At 37.7% G+C, this 18,915-nt stretch carries 16 protein-coding genes; 10 read left to right on the forward strand and 6 right to left on the reverse strand.

The window, feature by feature from the left end:
- The first annotated feature begins 395 nt into the window (after positions 1–395).
- The gene (locus P4L16_02320; GenBank protein MDR3623957.1) at positions 396–677 is read left to right on the forward strand and encodes a hypothetical protein; all 282 of its coding nucleotides are present in this window, start codon (positions 396–398) and stop codon (positions 675–677) included.
- A 243-nt stretch (positions 678–920) separates the two neighbouring features.
- Here the strand turns inward: P4L16_02320 and P4L16_02325 are convergent, their stop codons facing one another.
- The 3 genes from P4L16_02325 to P4L16_02335 form a co-directional block, all read right to left on the reverse strand.
- A complete protein-coding gene (locus P4L16_02325; protein MDR3623958.1) occupies positions 921–1,769 on the reverse strand; it encodes a c-type cytochrome in 849 nt (282 codons plus the stop codon).
- Between the two features lie 30 nt (positions 1,770–1,799).
- The gene (gene mnmA, locus P4L16_02330) at positions 1,800–2,873 is read right to left on the reverse strand and encodes a tRNA 2-thiouridine(34) synthase MnmA (GenBank protein MDR3623959.1); all 1,074 of its coding nucleotides are present in this window, start codon (positions 2,871–2,873) and stop codon (positions 1,800–1,802) included.
- Positions 2,874–3,080: 207 nt separating this feature from the next.
- Entirely contained in the window at positions 3,081–3,674 is a 594-nt protein-coding gene (locus P4L16_02335; GenBank protein MDR3623960.1) for a histidine phosphatase family protein, read from the reverse strand.
- Between the two features lie 68 nt (positions 3,675–3,742).
- Here P4L16_02335 and P4L16_02340 point away from each other — a divergent pair, with 68 nt between their 5' ends.
- From P4L16_02340 to P4L16_02360, 5 genes are all read left to right on the forward strand, one after another.
- Positions 3,743–5,782, forward strand: a complete 2,040-nt coding sequence (locus P4L16_02340) for a copper-translocating P-type ATPase (protein MDR3623961.1) — start codon at positions 3,743–3,745, stop codon at positions 5,780–5,782.
- Positions 5,783–5,874: 92 nt separating this feature from the next.
- Positions 5,875–7,113 carry an MFS transporter gene (locus P4L16_02345; protein MDR3623962.1) on the forward strand — a complete coding sequence of 413 codons (1,239 nt, stop codon included), beginning with the start codon at positions 5,875–5,877 and terminating at the stop codon, positions 7,111–7,113.
- Positions 7,114–7,186: 73 nt separating this feature from the next.
- Positions 7,187–7,762, forward strand: coding sequence for a hypothetical protein (locus P4L16_02350; GenBank protein MDR3623963.1), 576 nt, complete (start codon positions 7,187–7,189; stop codon positions 7,760–7,762).
- A gap of 50 nt (positions 7,763–7,812) precedes the next feature.
- A complete protein-coding gene (locus P4L16_02355; GenBank protein ID MDR3623964.1) occupies positions 7,813–8,184 on the forward strand; it encodes a phosphate-starvation-inducible PsiE family protein in 372 nt (123 codons plus the stop codon).
- Between the two features lie 14 nt (positions 8,185–8,198).
- Positions 8,199–8,792, forward strand: coding sequence for a YXWGXW repeat-containing protein (locus P4L16_02360; protein MDR3623965.1), 594 nt, complete (start codon positions 8,199–8,201; stop codon positions 8,790–8,792).
- Positions 8,793–8,881: 89 nt separating this feature from the next.
- Here P4L16_02360 and P4L16_02365 read toward each other — a convergent pair whose 3' ends face one another.
- Positions 8,882–10,003, reverse strand: a complete 1,122-nt coding sequence (locus P4L16_02365) for a hypothetical protein (protein MDR3623966.1) — start codon at positions 10,001–10,003, stop codon at positions 8,882–8,884.
- 59 nt (positions 10,004–10,062) lie between these two features.
- Between P4L16_02365 and P4L16_02370 the strand changes: the two genes are divergently transcribed.
- A complete protein-coding gene (locus P4L16_02370; protein ID MDR3623967.1) occupies positions 10,063–11,091 on the forward strand; it encodes a TauD/TfdA family dioxygenase in 1,029 nt (342 codons plus the stop codon).
- Here P4L16_02370 and P4L16_02375 read toward each other — a convergent pair whose 3' ends face one another.
- Together P4L16_02375 and P4L16_02380 are read right to left on the reverse strand one after the other, a co-directional pair.
- Entirely contained in the window at positions 11,092–12,378 is a 1,287-nt protein-coding gene (locus P4L16_02375) for an MFS transporter (protein MDR3623968.1), read from the reverse strand. It abuts the gene before it with no gap.
- A gap of 155 nt (positions 12,379–12,533) precedes the next feature.
- Entirely contained in the window at positions 12,534–13,964 is a 1,431-nt protein-coding gene (locus P4L16_02380; GenBank protein MDR3623969.1) for a lipase maturation factor family protein, read from the reverse strand.
- Positions 13,965–14,120: 156 nt separating this feature from the next.
- On the opposite strand from P4L16_02380, the gene P4L16_02385 reads away from it, so the two are divergent.
- From P4L16_02385 to P4L16_02395, 3 genes are read left to right on the forward strand one after another with little or no spacing between them, the layout of a single operon-like run.
- Positions 14,121–16,487, forward strand: coding sequence for a phosphoketolase family protein (locus tag P4L16_02385; protein MDR3623970.1), 2,367 nt, complete (start codon positions 14,121–14,123; stop codon positions 16,485–16,487).
- Positions 16,438–17,583, forward strand: a complete 1,146-nt coding sequence (locus tag P4L16_02390; GenBank protein ID MDR3623971.1) for an acetate/propionate family kinase — start codon at positions 16,438–16,440, stop codon at positions 17,581–17,583. The genes P4L16_02385 and P4L16_02390 overlap by 50 nt, the downstream gene beginning before the upstream one ends.
- Positions 17,580–18,779: a histidine decarboxylase gene (locus tag P4L16_02395; GenBank protein MDR3623972.1), complete on the forward strand. Its 1,200-nt coding sequence runs from the start codon at positions 17,580–17,582 to the stop codon at positions 18,777–18,779. The genes P4L16_02390 and P4L16_02395 overlap by 4 nt, the downstream gene beginning before the upstream one ends.
- Positions 18,780–18,915 lie beyond the last annotated feature (136 nt).

Consider the following 18,915-nt stretch of genomic DNA (forward strand, 5'->3'; position numbering starts at 1 on the left):
AAAAGGCAACCTTCAGGTAGTGTAAAATAAAGTCGCTACACTCTGAGGTTGCCATGAACGCTAACTTTTTAACATCAGACTATACTACAAATCAACAAAACTTTGTCGAATATCCGATAAAAATCTTAAGATTTCTTCTTAAAAAGCTAAAAATCAGTGAGTTGCTTCGTCATTTTTAGTTACGTTTTGGTAAAGACCCTCCCCAAAATAATGTTTGCATTAATTTATAGTCCATTTTTTTCTCAAAAAACCTTCCATACAACCACTAGCTTGTTGCCTGCTTTTTTTTATTATTTTTTTGCATAACATGAGTTATTAAGAGTATTGACCAGAAATGACTTGTTTTGTTACATCTGCTTGGAGAGGAATAATTATAGCCTTATAGGAATTCTAAAATGAAAAAATTTCAGATATATGGTTTGTTGAGCATAGCATCAGTTCTCTTGTTGAGTTCATGCATTTCAGATGAAAAAAGTGAAAAAGAGCCAGTAAACCCTGCTGCAGACAATAGCATTGCCGAAGAAAAGGCATTAAGAAATACGACCAAGGGAGATCAAACAGATATCTATGCAATTCCCTTTGACGAGGATCAACTGGGTCAGCAAGAAGAGCTAGATAAGTTTGAGCAGGAAAGTAAAGAGTATAAGGCAAAAGAAGAAGCTCAAAAAAATAAATAGACTTCTTGCATAATTAGCTTTGCGTAGAAAAATTGAAATTTTTTGAGTAGATTTATTGATAAATTTTTCAAGCATATGTGAACATATGGTTGAAAAATTTAACGATAAAGATATCAAAAAAGACAATTTTAACAAGCAAATGTAATTACGCAAGGAGTCTAATAATTCAGGTTACGCTCCGTAGGTTAAGGAAGCACGATTATACACAAACAATTCTTGAACTTGTTTGTGTATACATTATGTCTAATGAAGTTCTGGTCGTGGCATGCTGATGATATAGTCTGCTATGTCTATAGCTTCTTGGTCGCTCAAAGTGGGATTTTCTTTTGGCATATTCCAGTAGATAAAGGGAGCCAGCATAGGAAGCTTGTTCATTCCAGCACTTGTGTTAAATGAGTGAGCTCCCCATAAGGGAGGTACTCCAACAGTTCCGCTTCCATCGATTTGGTGGCAGGATGCGCATGTTTTTTCATACATTTTTTTGCCATTTTCTCTGTCTGGAATTTTTTTCATTTTAATTGATTTTATTCCAAGCCAAGGAATATTTTTGCAGCACTTAAGCTCACTAGAGATCCATTCAAGATAGGCAATTAAGGCATTCATTACAGGACTATCCTCTACAGGTGCTTTTCCATTCATGCTACGTAAGAAACATTGTTGAATGCGTTGTTTTAAGCTAATCGTTTTGTTGTCTCTTGCGGAGTATTTTGGATAAATATTTGTAACACCCACAAGCGAGATGCCTCCATTTTCACCTCCTAGGGTGTTGCCTCCAAAAAAATGACAGCTAGAACAACTTAATTCGCTTTTGGTATATTCAGAAGCATATTGACGGGTGTCTAATAAGATGTGAAAGCCTTGCATGACAGCTTCATGAATGTTAGAAGGAGATTCTTCTGGGTCTAGCAAATCAAAAGGTATAACTTTTCCTTTTTCATCGTAGCGAAAGTAGTGAGAGCCATCTGCTGTAACTAATGTGCTTGGAGCTATGGTTTCATCTTGTGGAAACAGAAATGTATAGGATAAAAATAATAGGCTTCCAACAAACAGAACTGTAATAGTGCTAAAAACAAAAAACTTTAATCTATACATTACTTGATTATAATGTTAAACTTTTAATTGTCAAATTTGGGTTTCAATCATGGCGCCACCAAGGCAGATGTCATGGTCATAAAAAACGATAGATTGTCTTGGGGTAATTGCTTTTTGAGGAGAAGAAAAGGTGACAACGAGTTTGTCATTTTCTTGATGTGTAATTGTGCAATTGGCATCTGGCTGGCGATAGCGTATTTTTGATGTACAGTGTAGAGGATATTTGGGATCATTATCGCTAACCCAAGAGATATCTGTTGCAACAAGAGATGAGCCATAAAGGGCGGGGTGATCTTCTCCTTGTTCAACGATGACAACATTTCGAGCTGTATCTTTGCCAACCACAAACCAGGCATCTCCAGCACCTCCAATTTTGAGTCCCTTTCTTTGGCCTATGGTGTAATAAGCAGAGCCATCGTGTCGCCCAATGATTTCTCCTCTTAGATTTTCAAAGTTACCAGGAGTGATAGCCAAGTATTTGCTTAAAAACTCTTTAAAGTTCCTCTTTCCAATAAAACAGATGCCAGTGCTATCTTTTTTAGCATGGGTAGATAGATTATGTTCTAATGCAATGCGCCGCACCTCCTTTTTGTCTAGAGCTCCTATTGGAAAAAGAACTTTTCGTAAAATGGATTCTTTAAGGGTGTAGAGGAAATAGCTTTGGTCTTTGTTTGCATCTAATCCTCGCAGTAGACGGTATTCTCCGCTAATTTCTTTTGTTTGGCAGTAGTGCCCTGTTGCAAGAAAGTCTGCGCCTAGTTCTAAAGCCTTATCTAATAGCACTTTAAATTTAATTTCTCGGTTGCAAAGAATATCGGGGTTGGGGGTATAGCCTGCTTTATACTCTATCAAAAAATGAGAAAATACTTGCTCTTGGTACTCTTTTACAAAATTAACAGAGAAGCAAGGGATAGCAATTTGCTTACAAACTTTGATGACATCTTCATATTCAAGGCTTGCTTTGCACACACCCTGTTCATTTTCTTCTTCCCAATTCTTCATGAAAAGGCCAATTACATGAAAGCCTTGATTTTTTAAAAGTAGAGCAGAGACAGAGGAATCTACACCTCCAGACATTCCAACGACGACGGTTTTTTTTGCCATAATTTATTATTAGACTTCTTGCGTAATTACATTTGCTTGTTAAAATTGTCTTTTTTGACATCTTTATCGTTAAATTTTTCAAGCATATGTTCACATATGCTTGAAAAATTTATCAATAAATCTACTCAAAAAAGTTCAATTTTTCTAAGCAAAGCTAATTATGCAAGAAGTCTATTTAAAAATAGAATCGCACTATGATAGCACGATTTATTTAAGATGGCAAATAGAGTTCCATGTCTTGATGATGGGCTCTTGCATGTTATGCTCATATCCAACGATGCTGATAGATGCTGTATTTAAGTAGATAAGTTTGCCAAAGAGAGGAGGTTGTAAGAGCCACCTTGCAGCAAAAACACGTAGATAGTGTCCATGCGATATGACAGCTACATCGCCATTAATGTTTCGAATTTCACGGATGATATGGTCTGCTCTTTTAGCAACTTCGTCGAGGTTTTCGCCTCTTGGAGCTCCATGGTCGAATAGGTTCCATCCAGGATTTTTAATAAGGATGTCCTTGGTTTTTATTCCCTCGTATTCACCATAATCCCACTCTAGCAGATCTGTGCGCGTTTCTATAGGACAGTTGAGGTGTGCAAGTTGAGCTGTTTCTAGTGCGCGACTAAGTGGGCTAGAAAATGCTTTGACGAAAGAGACATCATGGATCCCTGCTGCAATTAAACTGGCTTCTTTTTTTCCTTTTTCAGTGAGAGGAATATCAGTAAGTCCTGTGTGCTGACCAGAAAGTGACCATTCAGTTTGGCCATGCCTTAAAAGATAGACGAGTGGGGTACGCGGATTCATAGACTTGCCTCCAATTAAACTTTATGTTAAAAAAATAATTTATTTAGATCAAGCAAGAAAGGTATAAAATGGGAGATATAAAAAAAGAGTATATTTGCCCCATGCATCCACAAGTTCATGAAACTCTTCCTGGGTTTTGTCCTTTTTGTGGCATGGCATTGGAATTAAAAAATATTGCTCTAGAAAATACTGAAGATAAAGAATTAAATGAGATGCAAAGGCGTTTTTGGTTATCTTTTATACTCACGTTGCCCATTTTTCTTTTTGCAATGACTCCCTTTCTTTGGCCATCTAATTCTGTTTGGGTTCAAGCTGTTTTAGCAACTATTGTTGTATTTTATGGAGGAAGTTCATTTTTTATAAAAGCTTGGTTTTCCATTTTAAAACTGTCTTTAAACATGTTTTCATTAGTCAGTTTAGGCGTTTTGACAGCGTATATTTACAGTGTTATTCACTTGGTTTTGCAAGAAAAAGATGTCTATTTTGAGTCTGCTTCTGTAATTACTACACTTGTTCTCTTAGGACAAGTGTTAGAACTACGCACACGGCAAAAGACAGGTTCTGCAATTAAAGCGCTTTTGAGCTTAAGTCCAGAGAAAGCCACTCGCGTAAAAGGTGATAAAGATGAAACAGTTGCCTTAGAAGATATTGTGATAGGTGATGTTTTAAGGGTAAAACCAGGAGAAAAAGTACCGCTTGATGGAAAAATTGTCTTTGGGAGTACAAGCATTGATGAGTCGATGATTACAGGAGAGTGGATACCTGTTTTAAAAGAGGCTCAAAGCGAAGTTATTGGGGCTACACTTAACCAGAAAGGCAGTTTTCTTATGGAGGTTACAAAGATCGGGAAAGAGACAATGCTTGCACGTATTGTAGAGATGGTAAATGAGGCAAGAAGAAGTGTGGCTCCCATACAAAGGGTAGTAGATAAAATATCGGCCTATTTTGTTCCTATTGTTTTATTGATAGCATGCTTTACACTGATTTTCTGGGGCTACTTTGCATTGAACCCCTCTTTTTCAGTAGCTATTATGCGAGCAGTAGCTGTTGTTATTATAGCATGTCCATGCGCTTTGGGGCTTGCAACGCCTATGGCCATCATGGTTGGAATTGGTAAGGGGGCAAAAGAGGGTATTTTAATTAGAGATGCCAAGAGTCTAGAAACTTTTGCAAAAGCAGACATACTCCTGTTTGATAAAACAGGGACGCTAACAGAAGGTAAGCCCTCTCTTATAAAGCTAGAGTGTTTTCAAGGAATAAAAGAAGAAGAAGCTTTGCAAATGGCTGCAAGTATTGAACATTTAAGTGAGCATGCCTTTTCTTTTGCAATTGTAGAAAGAGCAAAACTTCTTGGAATGCCTCTTAAGCAGGTGGATGGGTTTTTATCGGTGACTGGAAAAGGGGTTTTGGGATCTATTGAAGGTAAAGAAATTTTGGTAGGTAGCTTGCGTTTTTTACAAGAAAAAGGTGTTTTAGTTCCTGTGGATGAAGTAAGTAAAAAAAGCTCTTCTGTGTATTTAGCTATTAATCAAAAGATTATGGCTATTTTTACTTTTGCAGATCGTTTAAAAAAAGATGTTGAAGATGTTGTCGAGCTATTACATCAAGAAAAGATGCATCTTGTCATGCTCAGCGGTGATCGAAAAGAGGTTGCAGAATCTGTTGGAAAGCAGCTTAATATGGACGAAATTTATGCTGAAGTGCTTCCAGAAGATAAAAAAAAGCATGTGGAACATTTTCAAAAAAGTGGGCACATTGTAGCAATGGCAGGGGATGGTATTAATGATGCACCAGCTCTTGCAAAAGCTGATATAAGCATTGCCATGGGAACAGGAACTCATGTTGCTATGGAAAGTGCCAATATAGTCCTTGTCAAAGGCTCTCTTTATGGTATTTTAAAGGCAAGAAAATTGAGTCGCTCAATAAGGCGCAACATTTCACAAAATTTGTTTTTAGCTTTTTTTTATAACATACTTGCAATTCCTGTTGCAGCAGGTGTTCTTTATCCGGCATTTGGATTTTCTTTAAGCCCTATGATTGCAAGTGCTGCTATGGTCCTAAGTTCTTTGTCTGTTGTTGGCAATGCTTTAAGACTTTCTCGAAAATAATAGACATGTTAAAATCTGCTTAAATCAAAACTCAGGTTATTAAGAAAAACATCAAAACAAGTTCATTTTTTCCATATATTATCATTTTTTTTATAGGCATTGCTAATGCAGTGCCTATGCCTTTAGTAGGCTCAACACTTGCGATTTGGCTTACAGAATATGGCTTTGGCAAGGATGAAATTGGCTTATTCGCTCTTATGGGTTTGCCATTTAGCCTAAAGCTTTTATGGTATCCTTTCATTACAAGGGTATCTCTTCCTTTTTTTGCAAAGAGCCCAAGGAAAGGGTGGTTGTTATTTTCTTTTTTAGGAATGAGCCTCTCTCTTTTTTGTATGAGTTTGGTAGAGCCCGCTGAAAAGCCCATTTTCCTTGCCATACTTCTTGTATTTTTATATTTGTTTGTAAGTTGCTTGTATATGGTAGGAATTGCTTATGAATTAGAGTCTTTGAAAGAAGAGTGTTATAGAAAAGGGTCTGCAACTTTTTTAATGGGGTACCGTGTTGGCTTGTTATCTGCAGGAGGAATTGCTCTTTATATAGCTTATCTTTTTGAATGGTCGTGGGTATTTGCATTTCTGTCTCTATTATTGTTTATTGGCTCTATTTTTATCTTTTTTCAAAGAGAGCCTTTTAAGTCGCATGCAATATTAAAAGAGAAGAGAGAAGAATTATTACAATATAATTCATTAATGCAGAGCTTTTGGCATGAAATTATCTTAAAGCCTTGTAAAGCTTTTCTTCAGAGGAAAGATTGGCTTGTAATCATTTTTGTGATTACTACATTTAATATTGGTGATAACATGGCAAAAGTCATGGAAGGCCCCTTTTGTATGTCTCTTGGCTTTAATAAGGCAGATCTTGCAACAGCTACAAATATGTGGGGATTTTGTATGGCTATTTGCGGAGCGTTTGTTGCAGGGTTTTTCTTTAAAAAAACAGATCTTTTGCGATCAACAGTTGCTCTAGGAGCAATTCATGCCTTTACTTTAATGAGTTATTATGTTCTTACAATTGTTGGAAAATCGTTTTTCTTCCTTTATATGACAGCCGCTTTAGATCATTTTACAGCCGGCATGGCGATGACAATTATCACATGCTTTTTGTGGAGAATTTGTGATAAACGCTACATTATTGTTCAGTATGCCTTGTTTTGGTCTCTATATACGTTTAAGGCAGATATTTTTGCATGTGCTGGTGGCTTTTTAGCCGCTTTCTTGCCATGGAATCTTTTCTTTTCCCTAACTGCTTGCTTCAGTGTACTAGCAGCTCTTTTGATGTGGAAATTTGTGCGAAATTCTAGCTCTCTAGTAGTAGTAACTTCTCATAGTTAAAGATTTTGTTGACTTAAGCAAACTTGTTTAGGTATAGCTTAGGTCATCATGTTTATCTTTTTAAGGAATTTTTATGTTAAAATCAAGACTCTTAATAGGTTCGATCTTAAGTTTTAGCGCACTCGTTATTTTTCATACACTAGATGCACAAGTTCAAACAAATCAAAATACGCAAAACACTCAGGTCGTAGTCAATTCTCAACCACCTGCCCCTCAACAAGAACAAATTCCTGAGAGCCCTGGAGATGACTATGTATGGCAAGGGGGGTATTGGTACTGGAGTAATGGTTGGACATGGATTCCTGGAGTTTGGATTATTGCACCTTATGCTGGGGCTAATTGGGTATCTGGTGGTTGGGTAGTAGGTGTTGGTGGTGGCTGGGTTTGGAATGCGGGTCATTGGGATAGAGATTATTGGAATGGTCATAGCTGGGCACATGATTGGGACCATGGTCAGGGATGGGATCGTGGAAATAATTGGGATCATGGAAACGAGTGGAATCGCGGTGAAGAGCACGGAAATGATTGGAATCGAGGTGGAGATAGGGGCGCTAATCGTGGTGGAGAGAGAGGTGGTGGTTATGGTGGTGGACGCGGTGGCGGTAGCGGACGGGGTGGTGGTGGCGGACATGGCGGTGGACATCGTTAAAAATGAGACAGACTACAGATCCCCTTATTTGCTTTCTTAGTAAGATGGTTTTGCTAGCCGTTAAAGTGCTTGCCTTCATTGTAGCAATCATTGTATGGCTCAGTTTGGTGGATGTTGTTGTGCATACGTATAGGCAATATGAGCATGCTTTATTTGATGTAGAAAGTTTAATCGTTTCTTTGGGGAATGTCTTACTAGTTTTAATTGCTATTGAAGTTTTCCTAAATATCGTTTTTTATTTAATCAAAGATGCTATCAATGTTTCATTGGTTTTGGCAACCGCCTTAACGGCCGTTGCTCGTAAAGTAATTATTTTAGATTACAAGAGTATTGAGCCGCTCTATGTTTTTGCAATTGCCGCAGTTATTGTAGCGCTTGGTGTGGCTTATTTTTTAACAAAAAAGAGTAAACCGATAGCGTAAAACAAGGAGTTTTTATGTCCTACACAAAGGTTTTTAGAGTTATAAGCGCATTGATGGTTGCAGCATCATTGCAAGCGCAAGATGTGCAATATAGTGATGCTCAAGACGATAATCAGAATGAGGATCAGATAGATTACAGCCAAACAATGGTTACTGTTGAGCCTCCGGCTAGTTTACAAGAGCAAATTCCTGTAAGTCCGGGAGATAACTATGTGTGGCAAAATGGTTACTGGTCTTGGGATAACTCCAATTGGGTTTGGGTGCCTGGCATTTGGGTGATTGCACCTTATGCTGGGGCTGGCTGGATAAGAGGCGGCTGGGGCTGGAATAATGGTGGCTGGTGGTGGAGAGGTGGTCATTGGGATAGAGACTTCTGGAATGGCCATGGCTGGGAGCATCACTGGGGAAATGGTTGGCATGGTGGTCATGAATGGCATGGAGGACATGGCGGTGGTCATGAATGGCATCATGGAGGTGGTCACGGAGGTGGACATGGCGGCGGTCACGGAGGTGGACACGGTGCAGGACACGGTGGAGGACATGGAGGTGGTCACGGAGGTGGACACGGTGGAGGACATGGCGGCGGTCACGGAGGTGGACATCGCTAAAGTTATTTTCCTTATCCTATAAAAACCAAAAAAAGTAGGTTAAGAAAAAAGATGCATATATTTGTTTTCATGGATTTGTAGAGCCTTTTTTATGTTTCTGAATCGGATTCTGAATCCGATTCAGAAAGAAGTAATTCACTTGCAGGGAGTTTAATTATACAAGAAGAACATTTTATATGTAGACGGACTTTCGTTAGGGCTGTTCTTGTTGAAGTGATGGGAAAGTTATTGTGTTTGATGGTGTATAATTTTGGAGTACTAGCTCTTGCTAGATGTGTATAGCTCTTTCCAGAGAGGTTTTTACAGCCTGAAATATTTAATTTTCGCAGCCTATTTACATCTAATCTTCTAATATCAGAAATAGGGCATCTGGCTAAATCCAGAGAATTAAGTTTTTGTAGTGGGTTTAGAAAAGGTAAATGTCTGTCAGAAATTTTTGTTTTGGAGCATTTTAATATTTTCAGGTGAGTAGCTGTTGCTAGGTGTGCAAAGCTCTCATCTGAAAGCTCCAGGCATCCTGAGATATTTATTTTTGTAAACCTGTGCATGTTTAGCTGTGTAAGATCAGAAATTTGAGTGTGTTTTAAGGTGATAGAAGTAAGATTTTCCAGTTGGTTAAAGGTGGGTAGATGGTTATTTTCTAAATTTGTCTTAGAGCAGTCAAGAACGCGTAAAAAAGTAGCTGTTCTTAGATGTGTAAAGCTATTATCTGAAAATAGGCCTGAGATCTCTATCTTGTAAAGGCCTATAAGCTTCATTTCACTAATATTAAAAAATTCATTCTCTTTTAACATCTCATTGTTTTCTAAATGAATAGAAGAGAGTAATTGTAATGTATTAAAAGAAGATAAGCAGTGACTAATCCATCTACATCCAATGCAATATATTGTTTCAATTAAGGGGTTATTCCTTACAATCCGATCAAATTTTCTGGAGGACTTAATGGTTTGGCCATATAAGTGTAGGGTTTTATAAGGATCGGTACTTATTTCGTTATTTGGAAATGTGCTATTAAAGTATTCTAAAGCGCTTAAGCAAAAGCCCTGTAGACGATAACAGTTATAGTGTAGAATGTCTTTTCCCATTATTTCTAATCTTTCTCTATATTGTTCAAGACATGTATTGGGAGCTTTTTTTATCTCAGTTAATGTAGATGTGTAGAAGGCTTGGATTTCATCGCTTAGACGAATGGATGCTAGTGCGGGAAACATTATAACCACCTTATTCTTGCAACAATATGGATTGTAATGCTAGTGTAGCGTCTCAAAACATGAAACAGAAGTTTAATAGAGGGGCTGTGATGAGCGACTTTACTGCAAAGTTTATTAATCAAGAGGAATTACCTTTGGTGATAGAGCCAAAGGACAAGAACATACAACTTCAGGAATTTTTAGATCTATTAAAACAAGAAAATTCCTATTTTAAGCAGCAACTTCTTAAGCACGGAGGGATCTTATTTCGCAATTTTCCTCTGTCAAACGCTGCTGATTTTGAAAAATTTATCAACCAGTTAAATACAGGTCATTCCATTGACTATGTTGGAGGTGATAGCCCGAGGACAAAAGTTCATGGTAATATTTATACATCTACTGAGGCGCCCCCCTCCTTTAAAATCCCACTGCACAATGAGCTTTCCTTTGTAAACAAGTATCCTAGGCACATTTACTTTTTTTGTGAAACGCCTCCTATAGATAAGGGTGAAACGATCATTGCTGATTCAAGACGGGTATACAGAGATGTATGTGACGATGTAAAGGCACGTTTTATAGAAAAGCAGTTAAAGTATGTCTCTTGCTATTTTTATAAAAGCAAGATGATGAATTTTATTGCCAAAGGCTCTCATAAGTCATGGATTCAGGTGTTTGAAACGGAAGACAAAGCCGAAGTAGAAAGAAAATGTAGGGAAAACGATTTTGGTTTTAAGTGGAATAGAAAGGATTGGTTGGAGGTGAGCCAGATAAGGCCTGCTGTGATTAATCATCCTGTAACAAACGAGGAAGTGTGGTTTAACCAAGTTCAGCTTTTTGATTTTAACCCAAGATTTTTAGGTATGGGAAAATACCTTGGTGCCAAGCTCTTTTATTGTCAAAAGCATATGAAGTTACACGAGGTCTTTTTTGCAGATGGCTCTAGAATACCAAGAAAAGATATATATCATGTACTTGATGTGCTTGATAAAAATACGCTAGCCTTTCCATGGCAAAAAGGGGATGTTATTGTCTTAGATAATGTGCTTGCAATGCACGGAAGAGCTGTTTTTTCTGGAAAAAGACGGATCTTGACAGCTATGACAGGATGATTATTCGATTTGCTTCTTAAATGTTTCTTTTACAAAAAAGAGTATGGTGAAAAAAGCAATGAGCCCTGTAAAAATAAGTAGGAAACTAGGTGCCTCTGGGATATGCATAAGGCTTACTAGATAGATGGATAGAAGAGGTGTAAGGCCTCCGAAGAGAGCTGCGCTCGTATTATAACCAATGACAAGGGACATGTAGCGGTTTTTAGTGGTTAGAAGTTCTGTAAGAGTTGCTGCAAGTGGGCCTTGAAAAGCGGCTGTAAGCAGGGAAAATAGGCTTACAGGGATAAAAGAATAGGCAAATGGTAAAGAGGACTTTGCAATAAAGGATAAAAGCCAAAAGAGAGGGTATGCAAGAGCACAGATGCAAAGAGTACTTGTCAATAAGATTTTTCTTCTGCCTATCTTATCAGAGAGTGCTGCAAAACCAAGAATAAGAGGTGTAAGTAGAAATATTCCAAATGTGTTGAGTAAAAGAGCATTTCTGCTTGAAAAATGAGCATTTTCTGTAAGCCACGTGGTTAGGTACACAAAAGGAAGGTAAAAACCTGTTGCTTGAAAAGAGATAAGAAGAAAAATGATGATGATCTCTTTGAGGTGTCTTTGGATGGCCTCTCTAAAGGGTTTAATGGCAGTATTATTATTGTTTTGTAGTTTGATAAAGAGGGGGGTCTCTTTAATTTTTAATCGGATATAAAGGCCTATCCCACCGATTAAAATGCCAACTAAAAAGGGCCATCGCCATCCACCACTTAAGAGTTCTTCTTCCGTAAAAAAAGTATGAGCTAAAACTCCAGCCATAGCGCCAAGTAAGCCACCTAGCGAGCCCACAGAGTATACTAAACAACTTGATACACCTCTTTTTTCTTGTGGGGCATGTTCTGTAAGAAAGATCATGGCTCCAATCATCTCACCACCCACTGCAAGCCCCTGTAATAGCCTTGTAGCAATGAGTAGATAGGTTGCTGTAATACCAGCGCTTGCATAAGTAGGAAGTAAGCCTATTAGGAATGTAGGAATTGCCATAGTTGCAATGGATGCAATAAGGGCTGTCTTTCTTCCAATTTTATCGCCGATATGTCCAAAGATAAGTCCTCCCAGAGGCCTCATAAATAAACCGACGGCAAATATAACAAAAACAGAAAATATGCCATGTGATGTAGTTTGAAATGGGAAAAATAATTTTTGTATAGTTGTTGCAAGAAAGCCGTATAGTCCAAAGTCATACCATTCAAGAGCATTTCCAATGGAGGCTGCAATAAGAGATTTTTTTGCTTCTTTGGAATTCATTTTATATTAGACTTCTTGCGTAATTACATTTGCTTGTTAAAATTGTCTTTTTTTGCATCTTTATCGTTAAATTTTTCAACCATATGTTTACATATGCTCTCAAAATTTATCAATAAATCTACTCAAAAAATTTCAATTTTTCTAAGCAAAGCTAATTATGCAAGAAGTCTATTTTCATGTCTGTTTAGTGTTAATATGGGCGAATAAGAGCTTATAAGTGTGCGTTTCCACCAAACGTTTGTATTTTTTTTAGTCTCTTTGTCGCTAAATTCATAGTCATAAAGAAGCACTCTGATGAATAGGGGAGGCTCATTTGGAAAAGGGTTTTTTCGAATGAGCTTAAGTACATCTGAAGAGCCAAGAAGTAGGCATTCAATAAATTGCTGAAACCAATAGCTAGAGGCATAATTTGTAAAAGGTAAAAACCATACGCGCCAGTCAAGGCGTGGATGGTAGGGTGCAAACCATCTAGGGCGTCTTGTAATTTCTGAGGGTTTAAAGAAGAAGGTATATTCATACCAATTGATTTGATCATTACTACCTTCAATGACAATTTCAAGGCGTTTTGTTGTCATTACAGCGAATATGCCATGCTTGTTGATAGGATGGAAAGGCTCTATCCAAGAAAATAGGCGTATGAGTATTTTTTTTGTAGGGAGAAGAAAGTTCCAAAGGGAGGCTAATTGAAGGAGAATAAAAATAACGCCTACAATAGAACACCATAAGGTGGCATCTAAAAATTCCCAGGACTTGGGCTGTAAAAGATGGTTTAAGTAGTGATTGCTAATCAAAATTGTAGAAAAGAGTATCGTCATCCAGTTGAGATAAGAAAAATTGCCTGTAAGTAAAATCATGAGCTGAAGTCCTAGTAAAAGAAGAAAAGTAATACCTCTTATGTCTTCACTTAAAAAGATAGCAAAAGGAACAACAATCTCTATGAAAAGCATAAGGGCGCAAGATACCTTATGAAAGGATAGAGGTAATTTATGTACGTACCAGGCAATAACGTTGGGAATGGGTTGAGATTGGTAATGAAAGGCAACAGCTGTCAAATTTCTCCAGTTTTTATCGTGGCTAAGTAGTTTGGACATGCCTCCCTCAAAATGCAGTCGAAAGAGTAAAAGATTGAGACTTATCCAAATAAAAGGGTTTGGAGGTGAGCTAAGACTTAAAAAGATTGTAATATAAGTGATTTCTAAGAGTGTGGTTTCCCAGCCAAAACTTAAAAAATCTTGCCCTGCGGACACGATAGAAAGGTGTAGAATAGCTAAAAGGATCAAAAAAATGGGGGTATAGGCAGGATCATTGTTGATGATTAAAAGAAGGGAGCAAAGAGTGCCTGTAGCAACTACAGATACAAGAGCTTTATTGCCTGAATTAAACCAAAAAAGCGTTGGCACATAAAAATAGCCAGAAGGGCCTATGCGCATTTTTATATAACGAAGAAAGGCTTTAATAGGAAGGATGCCCTTTTCTCCCAATAAGCCCTTAATTTGAAATAAAAAGCCTCCAAATGCAATGAAATAGATGATGCCAAGAAGTTTTGGAAAGAGTGCTGAAATAAGAGAATAATTATCTGGTCCCATGTTTTCCTTTTTTTATGTAACCTGAGTTAGTAAAGAATTTGTATACAGAAAAATAATTTTATTTACTAGAAGGATCTGAGGTTATATATACATAATACACAAACCAATTCTTGAACTCGTTTGTGTATATCATCAAAGGATAGATTAGGAGGGCGTATGATTAGCTTGGAAGAAGAGAGAAAAATGGATGCTTATTGGAGGGCTGCAAATTATTTGTCCATAGGCCAAATTTATCTTATGAGCAATCCCTTATTGAAAGAGCCTTTGAAAATTCAGCACATTAAGCCACGACTGCTTGGACATTGGGGAACTACTCCTGGTCTTAATTTTATTTATGTGCATATGAATCGTCTCATTAAAAAGTTGGGGCTTGACGTCATTTTTTTGGCAGGGCCAGGACATGGTGGGCCTGCACTTGTTGCAAATACCTATCTTGAGGGGACATATAGTGAAGTGTATCCAGAGATTTCTCAAGATGAAGAGGGCATGCAAAAATTATTCAAACAGTTTTCATTTCCTGGCGGCATTCCAAGTCATGTAGCTCCAGAGACTCCGGGGTCTATTCACGAGGGAGGTGAATTAGGATATGTGCTTGCGCACGCTTATGGAGCTGTTTTGGATAATCCGCATCTCATTGCTTGTACTGTTGTAGGAGATGGAGAAGCAGAGACTGGCCCACTTGCAACAAGTTGGCATTCCAATAAATTTTTATGTCCTATAAATGATGGCGCAGTTTTACCTATTTTGCACTTAAATGGTTATAAAATTGCAAATCCCACAGTTCTTGCTCGTATTAGTCATGCAGATTTAGAAAAACTGTTCATAGGTTATGGATATAAGCCCTATTTTGTGGAAGGATCAGAGCCCGCCCTGATGCATCAGCAGATGTCAAGTGTCTTAGAAACAGCCATTGAAGAGATTAGGCAGATTCAGCACGATGCACGTACGCACAAACAAAAAGGTCTGTCTGCCAAAGAATACCGCTGGCCTATGATTATTTTAAGATCGCCGAAAGGATGGACAGGACCACATTTAGTGGATGGAAAAAATGTAGAGAACTCATGGCGCTCTCACCAAGTGCCTTTGAGTGAACTTGCAGAAAATCCTAAACATTTGAAGCTTTTAGAGAAGTGGCTAAAGAGTTATAGGCCAGAAGAACTATTTGATGAAAAAGGAAGGCTCATAGAGGAATTACAAGAGCTTGCACCAAAGGGTACTCATCGTATGGGATCAAACCCTCATGCAAATGGAGGTAAGCTTTTAGTGGATTTAAAGATGCCCGATTTTAAAAAATATGAAGTGGATATAGGTGCTAGAGGTACAAAATTCGCAGAATCTGCAAAAGTGCTAGGAGGTTTTCTTCGTGATGTTATGAAATTGAATTTAGAAAGTAAGAATTTTAGAGTGGTAGGCCCTGATGAAACGGCCTCTAATAGGCTTGGTGCTCTTTTTGAAGTAACAAATAAGGTTTTTGAGGCAGAAATTCTTCCTACTGATGAGCATTTGGGTCCTTGTGGGCGTGTGATGGAGGTTTTGAGTGAGCATATGTGTCAAGGATGGCTAGAGGGTTATCTTTTGACAGGGCGTCATGGTATTTTTTCTTGTTATGAGGCATTTATTCATATTATTGATTCCATGTTTAATCAGCATGCAAAGTGGTTAAAAGTTGCGCGTAAAATACCATGGAGAAGGCCTATTGCCTCTTTAAATTACTTTTTAACATCGCATGTGTGGAGACAAGACCACAATGGCTTTTCACATCAAGATCCAGGTTTTATTGACCATGTCGTCAACAAAAAGGCAGAGATTATTCGTATCTATCTTCCTGCCGATGCTAACACGTTGCTTTCAGTTGTAGATCATTGTTTGAGGAGCAAGAATTTTGTCAACGTTATTATCGCAGGCAAGCATGCAGAAGCGCAATATCTCACTATGGATGAAGCAATCAAGCATTGCACAAAGGGTGTTGGCATTTGGGCTTTTGCAAGTAATGATTATGGAGTAGAACCAGATGTCGTTATGGCGTGTTGTGGAGATGTTCCTACTCAAGAAACTCTTGCAGCTGTAGATATTTTAAGAAAAGTGGCTCCTGATATAAAGATAAGAGTTGTTAATATTGTTGATTTAATGGTGCTGCAACCTCAGTCAGAGCATCCGCATGGTCTTCCAGATAGCGAATTTGATGATATTTTTACAAAAGATAAGCCTGTCATTTTTGCTTTTCATGGATATCCATGGCTTATTCACCGTTTAACATACAGAAGAACAAATCATTCAAATATACATGTTAGAGGCTATAAAGAAGAGGGTAGCACAACGACGCCTTTTGATATGACAGTATTAAATGAAATGGACCGCTTTCATCTTGTTGAAGCAGTTGCAAGGCGCTTGCCGCAGTTGGAGCATAAGAGAGCTTATTTGATCCAAGAGATTGAAAATAAGTTGATCGATCATAAGCATTATATTGCAGAGCATGGTGAAGATATGCCAGAAGTTAGAGATTGGAAATGGCCTTATGGATAATATTTTAGTTGTCAATCAGGGGAGCGCTAGACTTAAATTATCTCTTTTCTCTGTAAATCAGAAGATTTTGAAACTGATCTCTTCTTTCGATGTAGATGGAGATATAGATGAGGTCTTGCCAAGATTTACTTCAAAAAAAATAGTAGGAATAGGTCATAGATTAGTGCATGGTGGTTTTGAGTTTTGCATGCCTACTAAGATTGACTCTACAGTTATTCAACATCTAGAAAAATACTCTGAAATGGCACCTTTACACAATCCTATATGTTTAAAGAACATTCAAGAATGTGTTTTGCACTTTGGAAGCCAGATGTTACAAATTGCTGTTTTTGACACAGCCTTTCACCAAAGCATACCAAAGAAGGCATCTACGTACGCAATACCTTATAAAATGACTTTAAAACATCATATTATGGCATATGGATTTCATGGTATTGCTCATGAAGCGCTTTGGAATGCATACCTTCAAGAAACAAAGAAGAAATCTGCAAAAGTAATTACAGTGCATTTGGGAGGAGGGTGTTCGATAACAGCAATCAGCCAAGGGGCATCTGTGGATACATCAATGGGCTTTACACCGCTTCAAGGACTTATGATGGAGACGCGCTCTGGAGATATTGATCCTGGATTATTGGAATACCTTTGTTTAAAAGAAAATAAGTCTATTTCTGAGATTACAAAAATATTGAATCAAGACTCTGGGCTTTTAGGTGTATCAGGGGTTACATCAAAAATGAAAGAATTATTGTCTGTAAATGGACAAGAGCAAGCAAACCTTGCAATAGAGATGTTTTGCTACAGAATTGTAAAATACATAGGTGCTTATATTGCGATTTTAGGGGGCATAGATGCTCTTATTTTTAGTGGAGGAATAGGGGAGAATGCGTGCCAGATACGAAAGTGTGTTGTTGAGACTATGCAGTGGTATAAAGTTCTTCTTGATGTTAGTGAAAATGAAAAGGTAGTAGATTTGCTACCAGGAGAAGTTAGGAAAATTAGTGATCAAAGTTCATTGGTAGATGTTTTTGTGATAGGATCTAATGAAAATTACTGGATTGCAGGGCAAGTGTTTCAATATAGGAAGAGAGCAAAATGACTAAAGATATACGTACCTCTAAGCGCTATAAAAGGTCTGTAGATGAAGTTTTAGCAGAAGAGGCTCTTACTCGTCTTCACGCTTTTACACAGGATAGTACAAAGTATGTAAAAACATTTATCACTTATCCTGTGAACTTTGCTTTTAATTTAAGAGAGTTTTTTAATTGGTGGGTAAACTCTGTAGAAGCAAGGGTTATGTTTAATGATGTTGGAAATTGGGAAGAAGATGTCTATTGCCACCTCAATGCACATGCATTTGAAAGGGAAGTTATTCATTATTTTGAGCATCTTTATAAATTTAAGCCAAATTCAGCGTGGGGGTATGTTACAGGTAGTGGTACACAAGGTAATGAGCAAGGATTGTTTATGGGAAGAGAGATTTTAAGGAAGTTTGGCAAGCCTATTCTTTATGTCTCTGATAATGCTCATTATTCCATTTTGAATGTTGGAAAGATTTTGGATTTAGAATGTTGCACGATAAAGACGGATCCAAGTGGTGAGATGGACTATGAAGACTTAAAGGAAAAGCTTAATTCAGATAGGCCAGCTCTCTTTTCAGTCTGTTTAGGAACAACGTTTAAAGGCGCAATTGACGATATAGAGGAAATTAAGCGTGTTGTAGATGCAGCTTATGTAAAACATGTTTACTACCATGTGGATGCAGCGCTTTTTGGAGGGTTTTTGCCATTTTTACAAGATCCCAAAGCTCCAGAAATAAATTTTGAAAAGTATCCATTTGATAGTATAGCTGTCTCTGGGCATAAATTTTTTGGCTCACCTGTTCCTTTGGGGGTTTTTCTGATTAGAAGAGAGCTTATGGAGTCTATGGAACAAGAATACATTCAATACTTAAACAGTCATAATATGACGATTGCATGTTCTCGAAGTTCATTAAATACATTGATTTTTTGGTGGACTTTAACAACTGTGCATTTTGATACATTTCAAGAAGAGGCTATCAAAATTTTGGAAAATGCTATTTACCTCTACAACGCGTTGAAGGCGGTGAACTATCCTGTGTATTTGAATCCCTATTCTAATACAGTTTTTTTTAAAGAACCCATTCAGGCAGTAAAAGAGAAGTGGAGTCTTGCAAGCGTAAACTGTCCTCACTATGGGCGGCTTTCTCATGTTGTTGTCATGCAGCATGGAATAAAAGAGCATCTAGATGAATTTGTCCATGATATTAGTTAACGCCAGCTCGATTTTCAACTATCTGCTAATCAATAACTTGAATAGTTAAAACACGGAGACGCGGAGACACGGAGACTTATAATTTATCATTTATGATGCGTTCTACACCGTTTAGGATATCCAAATAAAGTGGTTC

The sequence above is a fragment of the Chlamydiales bacterium genome (assembly GCA_031292375.1).
Classification (GTDB): domain Bacteria; phylum Chlamydiota; class Chlamydiia; order Chlamydiales; family VFKH01; genus JARLHF01.

Coding starts and splice junctions, on each gene's coding strand:
- P4L16_02375 (MDR3623968.1), bottom strand. CDS start 12,378: ATGAATTCCAAAGAAGCAAAAAAATCTCTTATTGCAGCCTCCATTGGA.
- P4L16_02370 (MDR3623967.1), top strand. CDS start 10,063: ATGAAACAGAAGTTTAATAGAGGGGCTGTGATGAGCGACTTTACTGCA.
- P4L16_02390 (MDR3623971.1), top strand. CDS start 16,438: ATGGTGAAGATATGCCAGAAGTTAGAGATTGGAAATGGCCTTATGGAT.
- P4L16_02395 (MDR3623972.1), top strand. CDS start 17,580: ATGACTAAAGATATACGTACCTCTAAGCGCTATAAAAGGTCTGTAGAT.
- mnmA (MDR3623959.1), bottom strand. CDS start 2,873: ATGGCAAAAAAAACCGTCGTCGTTGGAATGTCTGGAGGTGTAGATTCC.
- P4L16_02380 (MDR3623969.1), bottom strand. CDS start 13,964: ATGGGACCAGATAATTATTCTCTTATTTCAGCACTCTTTCCAAAACTT.
- P4L16_02325 (MDR3623958.1), bottom strand. CDS start 1,769: ATGTATAGATTAAAGTTTTTTGTTTTTAGCACTATTACAGTTCTGTTT.
- P4L16_02350 (MDR3623963.1), top strand. CDS start 7,187: ATGTTAAAATCAAGACTCTTAATAGGTTCGATCTTAAGTTTTAGCGCA.
- P4L16_02385 (MDR3623970.1), top strand. CDS start 14,121: ATGATTAGCTTGGAAGAAGAGAGAAAAATGGATGCTTATTGGAGGGCT.
- P4L16_02360 (MDR3623965.1), top strand. CDS start 8,199: ATGTCCTACACAAAGGTTTTTAGAGTTATAAGCGCATTGATGGTTGCA.
- P4L16_02320 (MDR3623957.1), top strand. CDS start 396: ATGAAAAAATTTCAGATATATGGTTTGTTGAGCATAGCATCAGTTCTC.
- P4L16_02340 (MDR3623961.1), top strand. CDS start 3,743: ATGGGAGATATAAAAAAAGAGTATATTTGCCCCATGCATCCACAAGTT.
- P4L16_02365 (MDR3623966.1), bottom strand. CDS start 10,003: ATGTTTCCCGCACTAGCATCCATTCGTCTAAGCGATGAAATCCAAGCC.
- P4L16_02335 (MDR3623960.1), bottom strand. CDS start 3,674: ATGAATCCGCGTACCCCACTCGTCTATCTTTTAAGGCATGGCCAAACT.